20 protein-coding genes and 1 pseudogene are annotated in these 18736 nt (G+C 53.4%); 12 read left to right on the forward strand and 9 right to left on the reverse strand.

Translation table 11 applies throughout. The features are described 5' to 3' along the window. Window positions 1–170 precede the first annotated feature (170 nt). The gene (gene tsgA / locus ACQ29O_RS01820; protein WP_000185217.1) at window positions 171–1352 is read right to left on the reverse strand and encodes an MFS transporter TsgA; all 1182 of its coding nucleotides are present in this window, start codon (window positions 1350–1352) and stop codon (window positions 171–173) included. Window positions 1353–1628: 276 nt separating this feature from the next. Between tsgA and ppiA the strand changes: the two genes are divergently transcribed. From ppiA to argD, 5 genes are all read left to right on the forward strand, one after another. Then, window positions 1629–2201, forward strand: a complete 573-nt coding sequence (gene ppiA, locus ACQ29O_RS01825; RefSeq protein ID WP_000920481.1) for a peptidylprolyl isomerase A — start codon at window positions 1629–1631, stop codon at window positions 2199–2201. Window positions 2202–2309: 108 nt separating this feature from the next. Continuing rightward, window positions 2310–2477 (forward strand): YhfG family protein, encoded by a 168-nt coding sequence (locus tag ACQ29O_RS01830; RefSeq protein ID WP_001519136.1) that lies wholly within the window; start codon window positions 2310–2312, stop codon window positions 2475–2477. Then, window positions 2467–3069, forward strand: a complete 603-nt coding sequence (locus tag ACQ29O_RS01835; protein WP_001280665.1) for a putative adenosine monophosphate-protein transferase Fic — start codon at window positions 2467–2469, stop codon at window positions 3067–3069. The genes ACQ29O_RS01830 and ACQ29O_RS01835 overlap by 11 nt, the downstream gene beginning before the upstream one ends. A 31-nt stretch (window positions 3070–3100) precedes the next feature. Then, window positions 3101–3664, forward strand: coding sequence for an aminodeoxychorismate synthase component 2 (gene pabA, locus ACQ29O_RS01840; RefSeq protein WP_000601880.1), 564 nt, complete (start codon window positions 3101–3103; stop codon window positions 3662–3664). Window positions 3665–3749: 85 nt separating this feature from the next. Next, window positions 3750–4967 carry a bifunctional acetylornithine/succinyldiaminopimelate transaminase gene (gene argD, locus ACQ29O_RS01845; RefSeq protein WP_000190022.1) on the forward strand — a complete coding sequence of 406 codons (1218 nt, stop codon included), beginning with the start codon at window positions 3750–3752 and terminating at the stop codon, window positions 4965–4967. A 42-nt stretch (window positions 4968–5009) separates the two neighbouring features. Here argD and ACQ29O_RS01850 read toward each other — a convergent pair whose 3' ends face one another. Both ACQ29O_RS01850 and crp read right to left on the reverse strand, forming a co-directional pair. Beyond that, on the reverse strand, window positions 5010–7097 hold the full coding sequence (locus tag ACQ29O_RS01850; RefSeq protein ID WP_000269312.1) for a YccS/YhfK family putative transporter: 2088 nt from the start codon (window positions 7095–7097) through the stop codon (window positions 5010–5012). 48 nt (window positions 7098–7145) lie between these two features. Then, a complete protein-coding gene (gene crp / locus ACQ29O_RS01855) occupies window positions 7146–7778 on the reverse strand; it encodes a cAMP-activated global transcriptional regulator CRP (protein WP_000242758.1) in 633 nt (210 codons plus the stop codon). A gap of 307 nt (window positions 7779–8085) precedes the next feature. Here crp and ACQ29O_RS01860 point away from each other — a divergent pair, with 307 nt between their 5' ends. Continuing rightward, complete coding sequence (locus tag ACQ29O_RS01860) at window positions 8086–8490, forward strand: OsmC family protein (RefSeq protein ID WP_001148919.1); 405 nt, start codon at window positions 8086–8088, stop codon at window positions 8488–8490. 95 nt (window positions 8491–8585) lie between these two features. On the opposite strand, the gene ACQ29O_RS01865 is transcribed toward ACQ29O_RS01860, so the two are convergent. The 3 genes from ACQ29O_RS01865 to ACQ29O_RS01875 are packed head-to-tail and all read right to left on the reverse strand — an operon-like array spanning window position 8586 to window position 10788. Continuing rightward, window positions 8586–9455 carry a phosphoribulokinase gene (locus ACQ29O_RS01865; RefSeq protein WP_001274690.1) on the reverse strand — a complete coding sequence of 290 codons (870 nt, stop codon included), beginning with the start codon at window positions 9453–9455 and terminating at the stop codon, window positions 8586–8588. 50 nt (window positions 9456–9505) lie between these two features. After that, window positions 9506–9724, reverse strand: coding sequence for a YheU family protein (locus tag ACQ29O_RS01870; protein WP_000586567.1), 219 nt, complete (start codon window positions 9722–9724; stop codon window positions 9506–9508). Beyond that, window positions 9721–10788 carry a hydrolase gene (locus ACQ29O_RS01875; protein WP_001214115.1) on the reverse strand — a complete coding sequence of 356 codons (1068 nt, stop codon included), beginning with the start codon at window positions 10786–10788 and terminating at the stop codon, window positions 9721–9723. Before ACQ29O_RS01875 ends, ACQ29O_RS01870 begins: the two co-directional genes overlap by 4 nt. Window positions 10789–10985: 197 nt before the next feature. Between ACQ29O_RS01875 and ACQ29O_RS01880 the strand changes: the two genes are divergently transcribed. After that, a complete protein-coding gene (locus ACQ29O_RS01880) occupies window positions 10986–11297 on the forward strand; it encodes a monooxygenase (protein WP_000047691.1) in 312 nt (103 codons plus the stop codon). Between the two features lies 1 nt (window position 11298). Here ACQ29O_RS01880 and ACQ29O_RS01885 read toward each other — a convergent pair whose 3' ends face one another. Together ACQ29O_RS01885 and ACQ29O_RS01890 are read right to left on the reverse strand one after the other, a co-directional pair. Then, window positions 11299–11520 (reverse strand): hypothetical protein, encoded by a 222-nt coding sequence (locus ACQ29O_RS01885; protein WP_001054040.1) that lies wholly within the window; start codon window positions 11518–11520, stop codon window positions 11299–11301. A gap of 162 nt (window positions 11521–11682) precedes the next feature. After that, complete coding sequence (locus tag ACQ29O_RS01890; RefSeq protein WP_000634748.1) at window positions 11683–13590, reverse strand: ABC transporter ATP-binding protein; 1908 nt, start codon at window positions 13588–13590, stop codon at window positions 11683–11685. 265 nt (window positions 13591–13855) lie between these two features. Here ACQ29O_RS01890 and kefG point away from each other — a divergent pair, with 265 nt between their 5' ends. The 4 genes and pseudogenes from kefG to slyD all read left to right on the forward strand — a co-directional run bounded on the left by kefG (window position 13856) and on the right by slyD (window position 17108). Then, window positions 13856–14407, forward strand: coding sequence for a glutathione-regulated potassium-efflux system ancillary protein KefG (gene kefG, locus ACQ29O_RS01895; protein WP_000081820.1), 552 nt, complete (start codon window positions 13856–13858; stop codon window positions 14405–14407). After that, window positions 14407–16213 (forward strand): annotated as a pseudogene (gene kefB / locus ACQ29O_RS01900) (glutathione-regulated potassium-efflux system protein KefB). The gene kefG and the pseudogene kefB overlap by 1 nt, the downstream one beginning before the upstream one ends. A 9-nt stretch (window positions 16214–16222) precedes the next feature. Then, window positions 16223–16423, forward strand: a complete 201-nt coding sequence (locus ACQ29O_RS01905) for a YheV family putative zinc ribbon protein (RefSeq protein ID WP_001007735.1) — start codon at window positions 16223–16225, stop codon at window positions 16421–16423. 94 nt (window positions 16424–16517) lie between these two features. Further along, complete coding sequence (gene slyD / locus ACQ29O_RS01910) at window positions 16518–17108, forward strand: peptidylprolyl isomerase (RefSeq protein WP_000861341.1); 591 nt, start codon at window positions 16518–16520, stop codon at window positions 17106–17108. A gap of 188 nt (window positions 17109–17296) precedes the next feature. Here slyD and ACQ29O_RS01915 read toward each other — a convergent pair whose 3' ends face one another. After that, window positions 17297–17515: a protein SlyX gene (locus ACQ29O_RS01915; RefSeq protein WP_001152701.1), complete on the reverse strand. Its 219-nt coding sequence runs from the start codon at window positions 17513–17515 to the stop codon at window positions 17297–17299. 219 nt (window positions 17516–17734) lie between these two features. Here ACQ29O_RS01915 and fkpA point away from each other — a divergent pair, with 219 nt between their 5' ends. Continuing rightward, window positions 17735–18553 (forward strand): FKBP-type peptidyl-prolyl cis-trans isomerase, encoded by an 819-nt coding sequence (gene fkpA / locus ACQ29O_RS01920; protein WP_000838224.1) that lies wholly within the window; start codon window positions 17735–17737, stop codon window positions 18551–18553. The last annotated feature ends 183 nt before the right edge of the window (window positions 18554–18736 follow it).

An 18736-nucleotide genomic window follows, 5' to 3' on the forward strand; every position in this document is an offset into this window, starting at 1 on the left:
TAATGGGTATGTGGCTGATTTGTCTGGATTTTTATAAGTGGCGGAATTGTCAGGCTTTTCAGGTTTGTACAAATGACATACAAAATGAGGGGTTTTTAGGCCAACAGGCCTACCCCGTCAGGAGGGGGGATAGAGTGCCGGAGGGCGATGTCGCCATCCGGCAAGGATTATCAATGCGTAGCCGGCGCGCTATGCTGACGATGACGGGAGACAAAGCCGAGCGCAAAGCACATCACAAAGACCACTGCATACAGACCATTCGCGGTGAGTAACGCCGCCTGTGGGCCGCTGTGCGCTACAATCGGGCCGGTGACGACGAAGGTCAGCATCGTTCCGATAGTGCCGCAGGTCAGAATAAAGTTAACCAGCTTAGGCGAGGCCACTTTCGTTTGCTGCGATCCCAGCGTAATGATGGAGGTATAAATGGCGCTGGAGAAGAAGCCCAGCGTCAGAATAAACCACGGCATATGCGCCTGCGTGCCGGTAATAAACAGATACATCAGTACCGCCGCCATACCCGCCAGTACGGTCAGAATGCGTTGCAGATCGAAAAAGCGCAGGATAAAGCTGAACGCCCACATGCCAAACATATAGGACATCCAGAAATCACTCACCAGCGCCCCGGCGTCATTCAGGCTCATGCCGAGGCCTTTGGCGTATTCCGGCACCCAGGAGATAAAGCCTAATTGACCGAGGATATAGCACAGCGCGGCGACGGCCAGAAACAGTACGCCAATGCCCCATTTTTCTTTGGCGACAGGCGCCTGAGAGTGCTGCGCATGTTTACCCAGCGCCGGAAATTCACAGCCGAAGGTCAGGATGAAAATCGCCAGGTAGACCAGGCCGATGCAGGCGTAGACCCAGTACCACTCAATACTACGCGCCAGCAGGAAGGCGGCGACCATAGGAAAAATCATCCCCGCCATGCTGAAGAAGGAGTCGGTAAACAGCAGTCGGGAACCGCGCTGACGCCCTTCATACAGTTGCGTAATCAGGAAGGTGCCAATCGACATGGTGATCCCGCTGACCAGCCCCAGCACAAACATCGCCGCTGAGAACAACGCCAGGCTATGGCTGAACATCAGCCCGGCCACCGCCAGCACCATCAGGATAAAACCAAAGCGTAGCTGTGTTTTCAGCGGGACGATTTCCATCAGCCACGCGTTGAGGAAGATCGAGATCAAAATCCCGGCGTTCAGAAAAGTAAAGGTGTTACTCATGCTGGAAACGGGCAGATGAAAATAGTCTGCGATATTTCCCATCACCATCCCGGTGACAATCACCAGCGCCCCGGTCAGGGCGTAGGAAAGAAAGCTGATCCATGTGAGCTTGATGCGGTTGCTGTTAGTCATGTCTGGCCTTGAAGAGAAGTGAAGCGCGTGGAGGGCGCGTTAAGCGGGCAGATTTTAGGCGTTTTTGTGATGTATTTAAATAATTATTAGTGATAGTAATGTTCATTACATTTTTTAATGTGATGTTTGTCACATCATATTGCAAGGACAAGGCGTTGCGTCGTAACGTTACATTTGTTTCATGTACGTAAAATTAGGTAAAGGGCTGGCCTGGCCCTGGAAGGCTCTTTAGAATCATTCCACTTGCTTTATTTCTGCTCTCTTTAAGGAAATCTCATGCTCAAATCGACTCTGGCGGCTGTCGCAGCTGTTTTCGCTCTTTCTGCTCTTTCTCCCGTAGCGTTGGCAGCAAAAGGTGATCCTCATGTGCTGTTAACCACCTCCGCCGGGAATATTGAGCTGGAGCTGAACAGCCAGAAAGCGCCGATTTCTGTGAAAAACTTTGTCGATTACGTCAACAGTGGTTTCTATAACAACACTACGTTTCACCGAGTTATTCCTGGCTTTATGATTCAGGGCGGTGGTTTTAACGAGCAGATGCAGCAGAAGAAACCGAATCCGCCGATTAAGAATGAAGCCGACAACGGTCTGCGTAATACTCGCGGCACGATCGCGATGGCGCGCACCGCAGATAAAGACAGCGCCACCAGCCAGTTCTTTATTAACGTCGCGGATAACGCTTTTCTCGACCACGGCCAGCGCGACTTTGGCTATGCGGTATTTGGTAAAGTGGTAAAAGGTATGGATGTCGCCGATAAAATCTCACAGGTACCGACGCACGATGTCGGGCCTTATCAGAATGTGCCGACAAAACCAGTCGTTATCCTTTCCGCGAAAGTCCTGCCATAAAACATGCCTGCGCGGGCGCGAGCCGCCCGCGTTTTCTCCCTGTCTCAGCGTAACCTGAAATTGCTGCTTATACTTGTGGTCAAGCACAGACATATTCAGGGAGGCCCGGTGAAGAAACTTACCGATAAACAAAAGTCACGCTTTTGGGAACAGCGGCGCAACGTTAACTTCCAGCAAAGCCGCCGTCTCGAAGGTATTGAGATCCCCTTAGTAACCCTGACCGCCGATGAAGCGCTGGCACGTCTTGACGAGCTTCGGAGGCACTATGAGCGATAAATTTGGCGAAGGGCGCGATCCGTACCTCTATCCGGGGCTGAACGTGATGCGTAATCGGCTGGGGATTCATCAGGCCCAGCGACTGGCGCAAGCGGCATACGAAATGACCGCGCTCCGCGCCGCCACGATTGAACTGGGGCCGCTGATACGCGGCTTGCCTCATCTGTGCGCGATTCATCGCCAGCTCTATCAGGATATTTTCGACTGGGCAGGGCAACTGCGGGAGGTCGATATTTACCAGGGCGATACCCGTTTCTGCCACTTTGCCTATATCGAAAAAGAGGGCAATGCTCTGATGCAGGATCTGGAAGAGGAGGGCTATCTGGTCGGTCTGGCGCACGAGAAGTTTGTCGAGCGGCTGGCGCATTACTACTGTGAAATTAACGTGCTTCATCCGTTTCGTTTGGGGAGCGGGCTGGCGCAGCGCATCTTCTTTGAACAGCTGGCGTTACATGCAGGCTATGCGCTGAGTTGGCAAGGTATTGCGGTTGAAACATGGAAGCAGGCGAACCAGAGCGGCGCGATGGGCGATCTCTCCGCTTTGCAGGCGATTTTTCAGAAAGCGATAAGCGAAGCTCGCGAAACTGAGTAAAATAGTGCGGTTCTACTCACCCGGAGCCGCCATGATCCTGCTTATCGATAACTATGATTCCTTTACCTGGAACCTCTACCAGTATTTTTGTGAACTGGGCGCGGAAGTGCAGGTCCGGCGCAATGATGCGCTGACGCTGGCGCACATTGACGCTTTGAACCCGCAAAAAATCGTTATCTCTCCTGGCCCCTGTACGCCGAATGACGCTGGCATTTCACTGGCGGTCATCCGCCATTATGCCGGACGTATTCCGATGCTGGGCGTTTGCCTGGGTCATCAGGCGATGGCGCAGGCCTTTGGCGCGTCGGTGGTGCGGGCAGCGAAAGTGATGCACGGTAAAACGTCACCTGTTACGCATAATGGACAGGGCGTGTTTCGGGGATTGCCCAGCCCGTTAACCGTGACACGTTACCACTCGCTGATTGTCGACCCTGCCACGTTGCCTGAGTGTTTTGAGATCACCGCCTGGAGCGAAACGCAGGAGATTATGGGCATTCGCCACCGCGAGTGGGATCTGGAAGGCGTGCAGTTCCACCCGGAAAGTATTCTCAGCGAACAAGGACACGCTCTGCTGAAAAATTTCCTCCGGCGTTGATTTGTGGTTGCTATTGAGTGATTTTTTATTCATATTTTGTGATTATAATTTCACTGGCATTTCTACTTAACCGGGTGGTAATGATATGGCAACTGAACAAACGGCTATTACGCGCGCAACTTTTGATGAGGTGATTCTGCCTGTTTATGCACCGGCGGACTTTATTCCGGTCAAAGGTAAAGGCAGCCGCGTATGGGATCAGCAGGGCAAAGAGTATATCGATTTCGCCGGCGGGATTGCAGTGACTGCGCTGGGCCATTGCCATCCGGCACTGGTCGAGGCGCTGAAATCCCAGGGGGAAACCTTGTGGCATACCAGTAACGTTTTTACCAATGAACCGGCGTTGCGTCTGGGACGTAAACTGATCGACGCCACGTTTGCCGAGCGCGTGCTGTTTATGAATTCTGGCACCGAAGCGAACGAAACCGCTTTTAAACTGGCGCGTCATTATGCCTGCGTGCGCCATAGCCCGTTCAAAACGAAAATCATTGCCTTCCATAACGCCTTTCATGGCCGTTCCTTGTTTACCGTCTCTGTAGGCGGGCAGCCGAAATATTCCGACGGCTTTGGGCCGAAACCCGCCGATATTATTCACGTTCCCTTCAATGATCTTCATGCGGTGAAAGCGGTAATGGATGACCACACCTGCGCGGTGGTGGTCGAGCCGATTCAGGGTGAAGGCGGCGTGCAGGCGGCTACACCGGAATTCCTCAAAGGGTTACGCGACCTGTGTGACGAGCATCAGGCGTTGCTGGTGTTTGATGAAGTGCAGTGCGGGATGGGGCGCACCGGAGACCTGTTTGCCTATATGCACTACGGCGTCACGCCGGATATCCTCACCAGCGCCAAAGCGTTAGGCGGCGGTTTTCCGGTGAGCGCCATGCTGACCACGCAGGAAATAGCCTCGGCCTTCCATGTCGGTTCGCATGGTTCAACCTATGGCGGTAATCCGCTGGCCTGTGCGGTGGCTGGCGCGGCATTCGATATTATTAATACGCCAGAAGTACTACAAGGCATTCACACTAAGCGGCAACAGTTTGTGCAACATTTGCAGGCGATTGACGAGCAATTTGACATTTTCAGCGATATTCGCGGCATGGGGCTGCTGATTGGCGCGGAACTGAAGCCGAAGTACAAAGATCGGGCGCGCGATTTTCTGTACGCAGGCGCGGAGGCCGGCGTGATGGTGCTCAATGCCGGAGCCGACGTGATGCGTTTTGCCCCGTCGCTGGTGGTGGAAGATGCGGATATCAATGAAGGAATGCAGCGCTTTGCGCAGGCGGTAGGGAAGGTGGTTGCCTGATGGTAGATTGCCGGATAAGCGTAGCGCATCCGGCAGTCGGTCTTAACTTTTTGTATCCCGTAGCCGCTTACTCAGCCAGATACCGTGATGCGGACGCTGACGCCAGGCCATCGACGAAATGGTGTGCATGGTGTTCAGATGGCCAATGATGCGCTGTAAATGTTGTTCCAGAGTGCTCAATAAGCCATGTGACGGCATGTCCGGCGACTCCAGAATATTGACATCGCCGGAGCCGCCTGGCCTGTCGTACTCCAGGCGCTGCTGGCAGCGCTGAATCGCAATCTCGCAAGATTCCAGATAGCGCTGCGCCAGATCAGGCGTCAGCATGGTGTGTTCCCGCGCCAGCGTCGTCATAGCGTTGATATGCTCGACAATAAACTGGCTGTGCGTGACCCACAGTTTCATATCCGACAGATAGTGGGTATTGAATCCGGGTTCCTGCATTGCCTGATTTAACGAGTTGAATAACGTGTTATGCGCCTGGTTGACCCGCATTCTTTGATAAGCGAGCGGGGTGGCCTGCGGATCGTTACTGAGGATCAGTCGGATAGCTTCTTGATCGGCTTCCAGCGCATCATGGGCGTTTTTACGTAATAGCCCGCTTTGCCATTGCGGCCACAGCCAGACCATGCCGCCAAAGGCAATTAAACAGCCAATCAGCGTATCGATCAGCCTCGGCACAATAAACTGCTCTCCGTTTAACGTCAGTAACTGGATGGTGTATACCGCCGTCACCGTAAAGCCGACCGTCGCCCAGCCGTAGTTTTTACGAATAATCAGATAACTTGCCAGCGTTAGTACCAGCATGACCGCCAGCGTAATGCTTTCGGGAATATGTAAGTGCAGCGTGACGCCGGCAATCACCAGGCCGACCAGCGTTCCGACTGAACGGTGCAGAATACGTACGCGCGTCGCGCCATAGCCGTTTTGGGTGACAAACAGCACCGTCATGAGTATCCAGTACGGTTTAGGCAGGTGCAACGCACTGCCCATCAGACTGGCGATGCTCATCATCACGCTGATGCGTCCGGCGTTGCGTAGCGCCGGTGATTTAAGAGACATATAATTTTTCAGCGCCGGAAGTAGCGGCAAACGACGCTGTTTATCGGCCATCAGGTCGCGGGCGTACAGCGGCCGCTGAGTACGCAGCACACGGGCGATTCGACTGAAGTGCCAATAGCAGAACTGGCCTACCGGATTTTCAGGATGCTGATTGGCGATTTTCTCCAGAGCGCCAATCTGTTTTTCCATGGAGAAGCGCGTCGGCAGACGATGATAAAGAATGTCATCCGCCAGCACGCGCAGACGGGCGGCGACCGTTTGCGCATTCCAGCGAATCACCTCTTCCGCATGGCTGCGTTCTACCAGTTTCTGTACCTCTTCCGGCTGATGCAAGCTGACGGAGATGTGCTCCTGCAAATCCATCGCTTCCTGAAAAGCCCGTAACAGGCGCTTGTAATCATTATTGTTGTGCGCCGAAAGCATATGCATCTGTTGGTAACACTGGGTAATGAGATCGACCGCTTTTTGCTGGCGTATCAGCAGGGGAGGCAGCGCTTTTTCCGGATCGATATGTTGGGTGAGCAGGCTGTATTTCGCTTCGCAATAATCGGCCAGTTCACGGTATAACAAACTCAATGACTCGCGCAGCGGCTGTTCGCGCCATAGCCAGAACCAAAACCAGTTAAACACGCCGTACCATAGCGTGCCCAGCGCATAAATGAGCAGCGGCTCCCAGACGGGCATGTATCCTGCAAGACTCAGGGTAAAGATGGCGGCAATCAGCGACGCTGGCAGTAACCGCGCGTGAAGCGGGCTAATTTCCGCCGTCACGCCAAGCACCAGCGTGAGCCCGGTCAGGATCAACGGCAGGGGGATGGATTCCGCCAGCAGAAGTTGCGTTACCAGACTGCATCCGGCGAACAGCGACGCGCCGATGATCAGGCGTTTAAAAAAACGTTTGTGCGGGGTATCCAGACCTGCAATGTTGCAGCAGGCGGGAACGAGAGAGAAAAGCAAGCCCAGGTGTAGCTGGCCTATCAATAAACCGACAGCCACAGGCAGACACAGCACCAGCGTTTGCCGTAGTGCGTAATTAATCTCTGGGTGATAAATCAGTCTTCGCCACATCGATGCAAACAAAAATGGCGCATGATAAAACGCGCCATTCTGACGGAATTAACGGGTGCCGTAGACGACGATGGTCTTGCCATGCGCGGAGATCAGGTTTTGATCTTCCAGCATTTTCAAAATACGACCAACGGTTTCGCGGGAGCAGCCGACGATCTGGCCGATTTCCTGACGGGTGATTTTGATCTGCATCCCATCCGGGTGCGTCATGGCATCGGGCTGTTTCGCCAGATTCAGCAGCGTCTGAGCGATACGCCCGGTGACGTCAAGGAAGGCGAGGTTACCTACTTTTTCAGAGGTGACTTGTAAGCGACGAGCCATCTGGGAAGAGAGGCGCATCAGAATATCCGGGTTGACCTGGATTAATTGGCGAAATTTTTTGTAGGAAATTTCAGCGACCTCACATGCGGTTTTCGCACGTACCCAGGCGCTGCGTTCCTGGCCTTCTTCAAACAGGCCCAGTTCACCAATAAAATCACCCTGATTCAGATAAGAAAGGATCATTTCTTTCCCTTCTTCATCTTTGATCAGCACTGCCACGGAGCCTTTAACGATGTAGTACAGCGTTTCTGCTTTTTCACCCTGGTGAATCAGCGTGCTCTTTGACGGGTACTTATGAATGTGGCAATGAGACAAGAACCATTCAAGAGTCGGGTCTGTTTGCGGTTTGCCAAGCACCATGCGCGGTTATCCTCTGTTATAAGCTGTCTCCAGAGCCAGAAAACGGCACTGTCTCTGGGGTTGCAAAAATATACTTCCCGCTACCTGGGAAGGGGGCTACGAAAATAGATTGTAGCCTGTAATGTGATGTCCTCTGCATACATGCAGTACGTCAATGTATTACTGTAGCATCTTGTCTGTTTTAGCATAGCTTTCGCCGTGTGTCTCTTGGTGTCTCGCTTCAGCATGACCCAGGTCGCCTTCCATTGCGACTTTTGTTGTATGCGCGTAATCTTTCAGGAAAATTGAAACATTGGAGTTACGAAATATGCAAGCGCGTGTAAAGTGGGTTGAAGGGCTCACGTTCCTCGGAGAGTCCTCCTCCGGCCACCAGATTTTAATGGATGGTAACTCCGGTGACAAAGCGCCGAGTCCGATGGAGATGGTATTAATGGCGGCTGGCGGATGTAGCGCTATTGATGTGGTATCAATCCTGCAAAAGGGCCGTCAGAATGTCACCAACTGCGAAGTGAAGCTGACATCCGAGCGCCGGGAAGACGCGCCGCGCCTGTTTACGCACATTAATCTGCATTTTATCGTTACCGGCAGCGATCTGAAAGAGGCTGCCGTCGCGCGCGCTGTCGATCTCTCCGCGGAAAAATATTGCTCGGTGGCGCTAATGCTGGAAAAAGCGGTCAATATTACCCATTCGTATGAAGTGATTGCGGCGTAACATGTGATGCCGGATGGCGGCGTGGCTTTATCCGGCCTACCCGTTTTTATCTCGTAGGCCCGATAAGCGTAGCGCCATCGGGCATTTCACCACGGTTATTCGATTTTTTTGCCTTCCATTAATCGCTGCACCAGCGGCAACATAATCAGCTCCATCGCCAGCCCCATTTTGCCGCCCGGCACCACTAATGTATTAATGTGAGAAATGAACGAGCCCTGGAGCATCGCTAGGAGCCAGGGAAAATCGATCCCTTCCAGATTGCGGAAATGGATCACCACAAAACTCTCATCCAGCGAGGGAATACCCTTTGCGGCGAACGGATTGGACGTGTCGACGGTCGGTACGCGCTGGAAGTTGATATGGGTACGCGAGAACTGCGGCGTAATGTAATTGATGTAGTCGTCCATGGAACGCACCACGGAATCCATCACCGCTTCACGGGAGTGTCCGCGCTCGCTGGTGTCGCGAATCAGTTTCTGAATCCACTCGAGGTTGACGATAGGCACCACGCCAACCAACAGATCAACATGACGCGCGACATCATGTTGCGGGGTGACGACGCCGCCGTGCAGTCCTTCATAAAACAGCACATCGGTCGGTTCGGGAAGCGGCTGCCAGGGGGTAAACGTGCCGGGAACCTGATTCCACGGTACGGCTTCATCATAGGTATGCAGATATTTACGCGACTGGCCTTTACCCGTCTGCCCGTACTCAATAAAGGTATGTTCCAGTAGGCTGAAGTCATTGGCTTCAGGCCCGAAATAGCTGATATGCCGCCCGGCGTCACGCGCTTTGCGGATCGCCATATCCATTTCCGGGCGGGTGTAACGATGAAAACTGTCGCCTTCCACCTCGGCGGCGTGCAGATTTAACTGCGCGAAAATTTTACGAAACGCGAGGCTGGTGGTGGTGGTCCCCGCGCCGCTTGACCCTGTTACTGCTATCACCGGATGTTTGGCTGACATGGCAACTCCATGATTGAGCTTTAGAATAATGTATTGTCGGCAAAGGCGTTTTATTCGCGAAACTGCTTTTTCGGCATAATATTGACCGTTTCATGTAATTCAGACCATACCAGCACGGCCTCGCCGGATTGCAGTTGGAGTTTTACGTCAGCGACTTTTTGTTCAAGCGAACGTTCATGTTCACCATAATCGGTGCCTTCGCGCAACACAAAGCTTTCGATCAGGTTGTCCAGCGTGTCGGGGGCGAGCCCCTGCCAGGGAATGATCATGATGACGCCTCCAGGTACGTTGTCAGCCAGTCAGGAATTCGGCGTTCCAGCCACATTTCAGGGCGCAGCGGCGTACCGCCGATAAATCCTACGTGTCCGCCATGCTCAGTTAGCTGATACTCCACCTGCGGGGGCAGATCTTCCGCTTTAGGGATCACATGATGATCCATAAACGGATCGTCTTTAGCGTGAATAATCAGCGTCGGTTTAGCAATCTGGTTAAGCAACGGCATGGCGCTACACTGACGATAGTAGTCGATGGCGTCGGCAAAGCCGTGAATTTTCGCGGTGATCAGGTCGTCAAACTCGCGAATACGGCGCATTGATTTCAGTTGCGCCAGATTCACCGGCAGCGACCCGGGGTACGCCGCCAGCTTGCGTGACGCATTCGCTTTTAACAGATTAAGCAAATAACGCTGATAGACGCGGGAAAACCCTTTGTCCATGTGGTAGCTACAGGCTTCGAGAACGAAAGGTGCAGAAACAATTACCGCCGCCTCGATGGGAATATCGCGGCCTTCTTTCGCCAGCAGGCACGCCAGCATATTACCGCCGAGCGAATAGCCCACGGCGGCTGTCGGAACGGCGCCGAACTCCCGCTGTAGCCAGCGTAAAAACCAGGCTCCGTCCTCCGTTTCACCGGAGTGGTAAATACGATTCAGACGGTTGGGTTCGCCGCTACAGCCGCGAAAGTGCATCACCACGCCCAGCCAGCCGCGCTTTTGCGCCGCCTCAATCAGCCCGTGGGCATAGGGGCTGTTCAGGCTGCCTTCCAGACCGTGAAAGACCACCAGCCGCGGTTTATGCTTTGCCTGTTGCGGTTCTTCGCTCCATGCCAGATCGACAAAATCGCCGTCTGGTAGCTCCAGCCGCTGCCAGTGGGCGTTGAACTTCACTTTGCGGCGGATTAAGCGCGGCAGCATAGTTTGTAAATGGCGATTACGAATGCCACGCATGGGAATAAATTCATGCGAGTCATTGACAGGCGGGGTCATTTCTGTGGACGTGATCTCAACCATAGCACCAGAACAATTGATAATTGGAAACAATACTATACCGCGCATAAGGTTCACAGATTAGTCAATATGTGATTTTACGTTCAATTGGTCGTCTGGCGAAATAAAATTGCGCCTCATTTCACCAGAGGGGGCGGTATGCAAGGCGCGCGCAATACCCCACAGAAATCGCGTGAACCTCTGCATCAGCCGAATTAATCGTGGTAGTGTGGCAACACGATAGTTATGTGACTCAAGGAGAAGGCATGTCGAAGACACTTTTACAGATCCATTTTAACTTTAGCGGCCCTTTTGGCGAGGAGATGACTCAGCAACTGGTCGGGCTGGCGGAGTCTATCAATGAGGAGCCGGGCTTCATCTGGAAAATCTGGACAGAAAGCGAGAAAAACCAGCAAGCTGGCGGCATTTACTTGTTTGAATCCGAAGAAACGGCGCGGGCTTATATTAAAAAACACACTGCGCGTCTGAAAAATCTTGGCGTTGATGAGGTGACGTTTAAATTATTTGGCGTGAACGACGCGCTGACGAAAATAAATCACGGCAACCTTTGCCGCTAAATCACATAACGCAGCCTTCTGTTCCGGTGCTGCCGACCGCAACGGTAACCTTTATATCGGGACGAGTACCGAAGAGGCCTTTATGGACGAACAGCGGACAACGAACGTTCTCTTTCAGCGTGTGCAGCGCCTCGGCGGTGCGGGCGATGTTACCCTTCTCCACAAGCATCATTAAGATGGTGAGCTTGCGGAAGGTAATGTCATCGGTAATTGACAGGTTCATCGTCCGCCCCGTGCGTTAGAGCCTATCCCAGTAGGCGTAATTGTTGAAGCCAGTTTGGGGCCGGACAGCGCGCAGAAACCGGAGCGTACACATAGTACGTGAGGATTTCGAGCACTGCCCGGCCCTAAAATGGCGAATAAAATAGCCTAATGGGATAGGCTCTTAGTCGTTCTGCATCATCTGCTCAAGCTGCTCCTGCGCCTCAAGCCATGCCATTTCACACGCTTCCAGCCCGGATTTGGCGCTGGCCTGCAGTTGCAGACACTCGGTCATCTCCGCTTTACGGCTGGGGTCATACAGGCTGCTGTCGCCGAGCTTCTCTTCCGCCTGCGCTAATTGGGCGTTGAGCTTTTCCATCTCTTTTTCCAGACGGGTAATCTCTTTACGCAGCGGTTGCGTCAGAGTGCGTAGCTCGGCTTCGCGACGCTTCTGATCTTTGCGTGACTGAGCGCTGTTGGCGTTGTTTTCCTTCGGCGCGTTGTCGGCCTGGTTTTCCTGTTTCTGCACGTCGCTCAGCCATTGCTGATAATCTTCCAGGTCTCCGTCGAACGGTTCGACCTTTTTGTCGTGAACCAGATAGAGGTCGTCAGTGGTGGAGCGAATCAGGTGGCGGTCGTGCGACACGACGACCAATGCGCCTTCGAAATCAATCAGCGCTTCGGTGAGCGCCTGACGCATGTCGAGATCCAGGTGGTTGGTCGGTTCATCGAGCAACAGCAGATTTGGACGCTGCCAGACGATCAGCGCCAGTACCAGGCGCGCTTTCTCGCCGCCGGAGAAACGTTGCGTCTCTTCCGTTACTTTGTCGCCCTGGAAACCGAAGCCGCCGAGATAGTCGCGCAGCTTCTGCTCCAGTTCCTGCGGCGCCAGACGCGCCATATGCTGCAACGGGGATTCATCGGCGCGCAGGAACTCCAGTTGGTGCTGGGCGAAGTAGCCGAGCTTAATGCCTTTGGCGAGGCCGATTTCACCGTGCAACGGTTCCAGTTCGCCCGCCAGCAGCTTGATCAGCGTCGATTTCCCCGCGCCGTTGCGGCCCAGCAGGCCGATACGCGAGCCGGGCACCAGGTTCAGCTTGATGGATTCCAGAATGATGCGATCGCCATAACCTGCGCTGACTTTTTCCATTTTCAGCAGCGGGTTCGGCAGGCTTTCCGGCGCGCGGAAGCTGAAATGGAACGGGTTGTCGACATGAGCCGGCGCAATCAACTCCATACGCTCCAGCATCTTGATACGGCTTTGCGCCTGCTTGGCCTTGGTGGCCTTGGCGCGGAAACGGTCGATGTAGCTTTGCAGATGCGCCACACGCTCCTGCTGACTCTCATACATCGCCTGCTGCTGCGCCAGGCGCGTGGCGCGCTGAACTTCAAACGCGCTGTAGTTGCCGGTATACTCGAACAGAGTCTGTTGTTCGATATGGATAATTTTATCCACTATCGGGTCAAGAAAATCGCGATCGTGGGAGATCAGAATCAGGGTGCCCGGATAGCTCTTCAGCCATTTTTCCAGCCAGATAACGGCATCCAGATCGAGGTGGTTGGTCGGTTCGTCGAGCAGCAGTAAATCGGAACGGCAAATCAGCGCCTGGGCCAGGTTAAGGCGCATCCGCCAGCCGCCGGAAAAGTCGCTGACCGGACGTTCCAGCTGATCGTTAGAGAAGCCGAGACCGTGTAGCAGGCTGGCGGCGCGCGAACGAACGGTCCATGCGTCGATGGCGTCCAGCTTGCCATGTATGGAGGCGATAGCATGTCCGTCGTTATGTTCGTTGGCGTCGTTAAGCTGCGCCTCCAGCTGCCGGTATTCACGGTCGCCGTCAATGACATACTCAATCGCTGGCTGAGGCAACGCAGGTGTTTCCTGATTCACCCACGCTAATTGCCAGGTTCCGGGCAGGGTAAAACTCCCGGCATCGGCGCTGATTTCATTTTTTAGCAATGCCAGCAGGGTAGATTTACCGCAGCCGTTTTTACCCACCAGGCCGACTTTCTGGCCTGGATTAATGATAGCCGAGGCATTGTCCAGTAGGACGCGCACGCCGCGACGAATTTGTAACGAGGAGAAAACAATCATAAGGCGCCGTATGTTCAGACTATGTTAATTTATCATTATGATAATGTAATATTCGGGCGTACCGCCGCGCTGGAGCGCAATGGTAGCTCAAAACAACAACGATACACAAAATCATTCAGGCCGCCTTTGGTGAGGGACAAGAATATCTCTCATTAATCCCCAGCGGCGGACATAGAGTACGTTCCTGAGTTGAACAAACGCTGTCAACGTAGAAGCGGCCTGAAGAATGGCATGTATCGACCCAAAACAACCGGGAGGGGGATTGATGTCTCAGCCAGCGAAAGTCTTGCTGTTGTATGCCCATCCGGAATCTCAGGACTCGGTTGCTAACCGGGTACTGCTTAAACCGGCCATACAGCACAATAACGTAACCGTGCACGATCTTTATGCGCGCTATCCTGATTTTTTTATCGACACGCCCTATGAACAAGCCCTGTTACGTGAGCACGACGTCATTGTTTTTCAGCATCCCCTTTACACCTATAGCTGTCCGGCTTTACTGAAAGAATGGCTTGATCGCGTTTTGAGTCGGGGGTTCGCCAGCGGACCAGGGGGAAACCAACTGGTGGGAAAGTACTGGCGTAGCGTGATTACGACCGGCGAGCCGGAGAGCGCTTACCGGTATGACGCGCTAAACCGCTATCCAATGAGCGATGTACTCCGCCCCTTTGAACTGACCGCGGCCATGTGTCGGATGCACTGGATGCCGCCCATTATTGTGTACTGGGCGCGCCGCCAGTCGCCGCAGACGCTGGCCAGTCATGCGAAAGCCTATGGCGAGTGGCTGGCGAATCCTGTGAGCGCGGGAGGCTATTGATGGAAGGTGCTGATTTATTGACCGCGGGAGTGTTGTTCCTCTTCGCGGCGGTGGCGGCGGTGCCGTTAGCCGCCAGGCTGGGCATCGGCGCGGTGCTAGGGTATTTGCTGGCGGGAATCGCGATTGGTCCGTGGGGACTGGGCTTCATCAGCGACGTCGACGAAATTCTTCACTTCTCCGAACTGGGCGTCGTGTTTCTGATGTTTATCATTGGTCTCGAACTCAATCCGTCCCGGCTTTGGCAACTGCGGCGCTCTATCTTCGGCGTCGGCGCTGCTCAGGTGCTGTTAAGCGCGGCGGTGCTGGCGGGATTATTGATGCTTGCTGATTTCTTATGGCAGGCGGCGGTCGTCGGCGGGATTGGCCTGGCGATGTCTTCGACGGCGATGGCGCTACAACTGATGCGCGAGAAAGGCATGAATCGTAGCGAGTCCGGGCAGTTAGGGTTTTCCGTCTTACTGTTTCAGGATTTAGCGGTGATCCCCGCGCTGGCGTTGGTGCCTTTATTGGCGGGATCGGCCGACGAGCATTTCGACTGGTTTAAAGTGGCAATGAAGGTACTGGCTTTCGCGGTAATGCTGATTGGCGGTCGTTACCTGCTGCGCCCGGTATTTCGTTTTATTGCTGCGTCTGGCGTGCGGGAGGTCTTCACTGCCGCGACGCTGTTGCTGGTGTTGAGCGCCGCCTTATTTATGGATGCGCTGGGACTGTCGATGGCCCTGGGAACCTTCATTGCCGGCGTTTTACTGGCAGAGAGTGAATACCGGCATGAGCTGGAAAACGCTATCGATCCCTTTAAAGGTTTACTGCTTGGGCTGTTCTTTATCTCCGTCGGTATGTCGCTAAATCTCGGCGTACTTTCATACCCATTTACTGTGGGTGGCGGCGAGCGTTGTTATTCTGGTCGTCATAAAAATGTTGACGCTGTATCTGCTGGCGCGGCTATATGGAATAAGAAGTTCTGAACGGATGCAGTTTGCCAGCGTGCTGAGTCAGGGGGGCGAGTTCGCTTTTGTGCTCTTTTCTACCGCCTCTTCTCAGCGCCTGTTTCAGGGCGATCAGATGGCGTTATTATTGGTGACTGTCACGTTATCAATGATGACCACGCCGCTACTGATGAAAGGGATTGATAAGTGGTTATCGCGCCGCCTTAATGGCCCGGAAGAGAATGATGAAAAGCCGTGGGTTGAGGATGATAAGCCCCAGGTAATTGTCGTCGGCTTTGGCCGTTTTGGTCAGGTGATCGCTCGCTTATTGATGGCGAATAAGATGCGTATCACCGTGCTGGAACGCGATATCGGCGCCGTTAATCTGATGCGCAAATATGGTTATAAAGTGTATTACGGCGACGCTACACAAGTCGAGCTGCTGCGTTCTGCGGGCGCGGAAGCGGCGGAGTCGATAGTCATCACGTGTAATGAACCGGAAGACACGATGAAGCTGGTGGAGTTGTGTCAGCAGCATTTTCCTCATCTGCATATTCTTGCGCGAGCGCGTGGACGTGTGGAGGCCCATGAGTTATTACAGGCTGGCGTCACGCAGTTTTCCCGTGAAACGTTTTCCAGCGCGCTGGAACTGGGACGTAAAACTCTGGTGTCGTTAGGTATGCATCCGCATCAGGCGCAACGCGCGCAGTTGCATTTTCGTCGGCTGGATATGCGAATGCTGCGGGAGCTGATCCCGGAGCATAGCGACATGGTACAGATTTCGCGCGCCAGAGAGGCCCGACGCGAGCTGGAGGAGATTTTTCAGCGCGAAATGCAACAGGAGCGTCGCCAGCTGGATGGCTGGGATGAATTTGAGTAGAGGTGAACAATGGCAATCCGTAAACGTTTTATTGCAGGCGCGAAATGTCCAGCCTGTCAGGCGCAGGACACAATGGCGATGTGGCGTGAAAATAATGTCGATATTGTTGAATGCGTTAAGTGCGGGCATCAAATGCGGGAGGCGGATAAAGACGTTCGCGAGCATGTTCGCAAAGAAGAGCAAGTGATTGGGATTTTTCATCCGGACTAGCGATATGCCGCAGGTTTTTTTAAGCTAAGGGGTACACGGCTGCAGAATTCCGCTACAATCTGCGCCACTATTCTTCCCATGCTCAGGAGATATCATGAAAGTAGCAAAAGACCTGGTGGTCAGCCTGGCCTATCAGGTACGTACAGAAGACGGTGTGTTGGTTGATGAGTCTCCGGTGAGTGCGCCGCTGGATTACCTGCACGGCCACGGCTCTCTGATCTCTGGCCTGGAAACGGCGCTGGAAGGCCATGAAGTTGGCGACAAATTTGATGTCGCTGTTGGTGCGAACGACGCTTACGGCCAGTATGACGAAAATCTGGTGCAGCGTGTGCCTAAAGACGTCTTTATGGGCGTTGATGAACTGCAGGTAGGGATGCGTTTCCTGGCGGAAACCGACCAGGGCCCGGTACCGGTAGAGATTACCGAAGTGGAAGACGATCACGTTGTGGTTGATGGTAACCACATGCTGGCGGGCCAGAATCTGAAATTTAACGTAGAAGTTGTTGCGATTCGTGAAGCGACTGAAGAAGAACTGGCTCACGGTCATGTTCACGGCGCGCACGATCACCACCACGATCACGGTGAAGACGGTTGCTGTGGCGGTCATGGTCATGACCATGGTCACGAGCACGGCGGCGAAGGCTGCTGCGGCGGTGGTGGTAAAGGCGGTTGCGGTTGCCATTAATCCCTGTCGTCTTTCAAGCCACCGCGGTGTTGGCTACGCTTTCAAACCCCGGTCACATAGTTATCTATGCTCCCGGGGAATTTTCAAGCTTGCCGCCTTGCTGTGACTCGAAATCCTTAGGGTATTATCATTGGTTCGATAAATCATCGGGCACAAAAAAAGCGGGTTAACCCCGCTTTTTTTTCGTCTCAATAATGCGGCGGCGGCGTTTCTTCTGCCTGAGAGGCGATATTTGACGGCTGACTGGCTTTTAACTTTTCCGTGAGCAAACGCAGATGATCGCGCAGCTTCGCCATCTCCATTTCATGTGCGGTTACCGTCAGGTTTAGTTCTTCTATGGTAATCTCCTGGAACGCCAGACGGCTTTCCAGTTCAGCCAGACGAGCTTCCATCGTGATATCCTGCATGATGTACCTCTTTATGTTGTCTCCGTCGGCGGATTCTACTTAACTTTACCGGCTTTCACAGCAACCATTACGCGCCCTACGAAACTAATTTAAACAAAAAGAGTCTGAAAAGAAGTGATAATAGGGCGTGTTCGTATGTTGATTTGTTCTGCAACGATTTATAGTACGCTTCTTACGTAAGTTAACATGGGGCGAGATGCCCCGGCCCTGGAGATATGGATGAAATCACTGTTTAAAGCCACGCTGCTGGCAACGACGATGGCCGTTGCTATGCACGCACCGATCACTTTTGCTGCTGATGCGGCGAAACCGGCAGCTACCGCTGATAGCAAAGCAGCATTTAAAAACGACGATCAAAAAGCGGCTTATGCGCTGGGCGCCTCGCTGGGTCGTTACATGGAAAATTCGCTTAAAGAGCAGGAAAAGTTGGGCATCAAACTGGATAAAGATCAGTTGATTGCCGGCGTTCAGGATGCCTTTGCCGATAAGAGCAAACTGTCCGATCAGGAAATTGAGCAAACGCTGCAGACGTTTGAAGCACGTGTGAAGAGCGCTGCTCAGGCGAAGATGGAAAAAGACGCTGCCGATAACGAAGCAAAAGGTAAAATGTTCCGTGACGCTTTTGCTAAAGAGAAAGGCGTGAAAACCTCCTCTACCGGTCTGCTTTACAAAGTAGAGAAAGAAGGCACAGGCGAGGCGCCGAAAGATAGCGATACCGTTGTGGTGAACTACAAAGGTACGCTGATCGACGGTAAAGAGTTTGATAACTCTTACACGCGCGGCGAACCGCTCTCCTTCCGTCTGGACGGCGTTATCCCTGGCTGGACTGAAGGCCTGAAAAATATTAAGAAAGGCGGCAAGATCAAGCTGGTTATCCCACCGGCGCTGGCCTACGGTAAAACGGGCGTCCCGGGTATCCCGGCGAACTCCACCCTGGTATTCGACGTAGAGCTGCTGGATATCAAACCAGCGCCGAAAGCGGATGCTAAACCTGCCGATGCGGCTGACGCTAAAGCCGCAGATGCTGCTAAAAAATAAAAACTGAGAGCCGCCGCTTGTAATAGCGGCGGTTTTTTTATTCAGGCCGGATATATTACTCACCATAATTTGATTTGCGGATAACGGCGCTTGCGCTGGTCGTTAAGGGCGAGACCGTAGGCTGAATGACCGCCAACGCACACGTAGTCTGAAATAGACGAGCAAATTAGTACTGGAAAGATG

The organism is Salmonella sp. GDC200615, assembly GCF_050574145.1.
GTDB classification, from domain to species: domain Bacteria; phylum Pseudomonadota; class Gammaproteobacteria; order Enterobacterales; family Enterobacteriaceae; genus Salmonella; species Salmonella enterica.

Excerpts from the sequence above, each read along its gene's own strand:
- tsgA (WP_000185217.1), bottom strand. The coding sequence starts at position 1,352 with ATGACTAACAGCAACCGCATCAAGCTCACATGGATCAGCTTTCTTTCC.
- ppiA (WP_000920481.1), top strand. The coding sequence starts at position 1,629 with ATGCTCAAATCGACTCTGGCGGCTGTCGCAGCTGTTTTCGCTCTTTCT.
- ACQ29O_RS01835 (WP_001280665.1), top strand. The coding sequence starts at position 2,467 with ATGAGCGATAAATTTGGCGAAGGGCGCGATCCGTACCTCTATCCGGGG.
- pabA (WP_000601880.1), top strand. The coding sequence starts at position 3,101 with ATGATCCTGCTTATCGATAACTATGATTCCTTTACCTGGAACCTCTAC.
- argD (WP_000190022.1), top strand. The coding sequence starts at position 3,750 with ATGGCAACTGAACAAACGGCTATTACGCGCGCAACTTTTGATGAGGTG.
- ACQ29O_RS01850 (WP_000269312.1), bottom strand. The coding sequence starts at position 7,097 with ATGTGGCGAAGACTGATTTATCACCCAGAGATTAATTACGCACTACGG.
- crp (WP_000242758.1), bottom strand. The coding sequence starts at position 7,778 with ATGGTGCTTGGCAAACCGCAAACAGACCCGACTCTTGAATGGTTCTTG.
- ACQ29O_RS01860 (WP_001148919.1), top strand. The coding sequence starts at position 8,086 with ATGCAAGCGCGTGTAAAGTGGGTTGAAGGGCTCACGTTCCTCGGAGAG.
- ACQ29O_RS01865 (WP_001274690.1), bottom strand. The coding sequence starts at position 9,455 with ATGTCAGCCAAACATCCGGTGATAGCAGTAACAGGGTCAAGCGGCGCG.
- ACQ29O_RS01870 (WP_000586567.1), bottom strand. The coding sequence starts at position 9,724 with ATGATCATTCCCTGGCAGGGGCTCGCCCCCGACACGCTGGACAACCTG.
- ACQ29O_RS01875 (WP_001214115.1), bottom strand. The coding sequence starts at position 10,788 with ATGCGCGGTATAGTATTGTTTCCAATTATCAATTGTTCTGGTGCTATG.
- ACQ29O_RS01880 (WP_000047691.1), top strand. The coding sequence starts at position 10,986 with ATGTCGAAGACACTTTTACAGATCCATTTTAACTTTAGCGGCCCTTTT.
- ACQ29O_RS01885 (WP_001054040.1), bottom strand. The coding sequence starts at position 11,520 with ATGAACCTGTCAATTACCGATGACATTACCTTCCGCAAGCTCACCATC.
- ACQ29O_RS01890 (WP_000634748.1), bottom strand. The coding sequence starts at position 13,590 with ATGATTGTTTTCTCCTCGTTACAAATTCGTCGCGGCGTGCGCGTCCTA.
- kefG (WP_000081820.1), top strand. The coding sequence starts at position 13,856 with ATGTCTCAGCCAGCGAAAGTCTTGCTGTTGTATGCCCATCCGGAATCT.
- ACQ29O_RS01905 (WP_001007735.1), top strand. The coding sequence starts at position 16,223 with ATGGCAATCCGTAAACGTTTTATTGCAGGCGCGAAATGTCCAGCCTGT.
- slyD (WP_000861341.1), top strand. The coding sequence starts at position 16,518 with ATGAAAGTAGCAAAAGACCTGGTGGTCAGCCTGGCCTATCAGGTACGT.
- ACQ29O_RS01915 (WP_001152701.1), bottom strand. The coding sequence starts at position 17,515 with ATGCAGGATATCACGATGGAAGCTCGTCTGGCTGAACTGGAAAGCCGT.
- fkpA (WP_000838224.1), top strand. The coding sequence starts at position 17,735 with ATGAAATCACTGTTTAAAGCCACGCTGCTGGCAACGACGATGGCCGTT.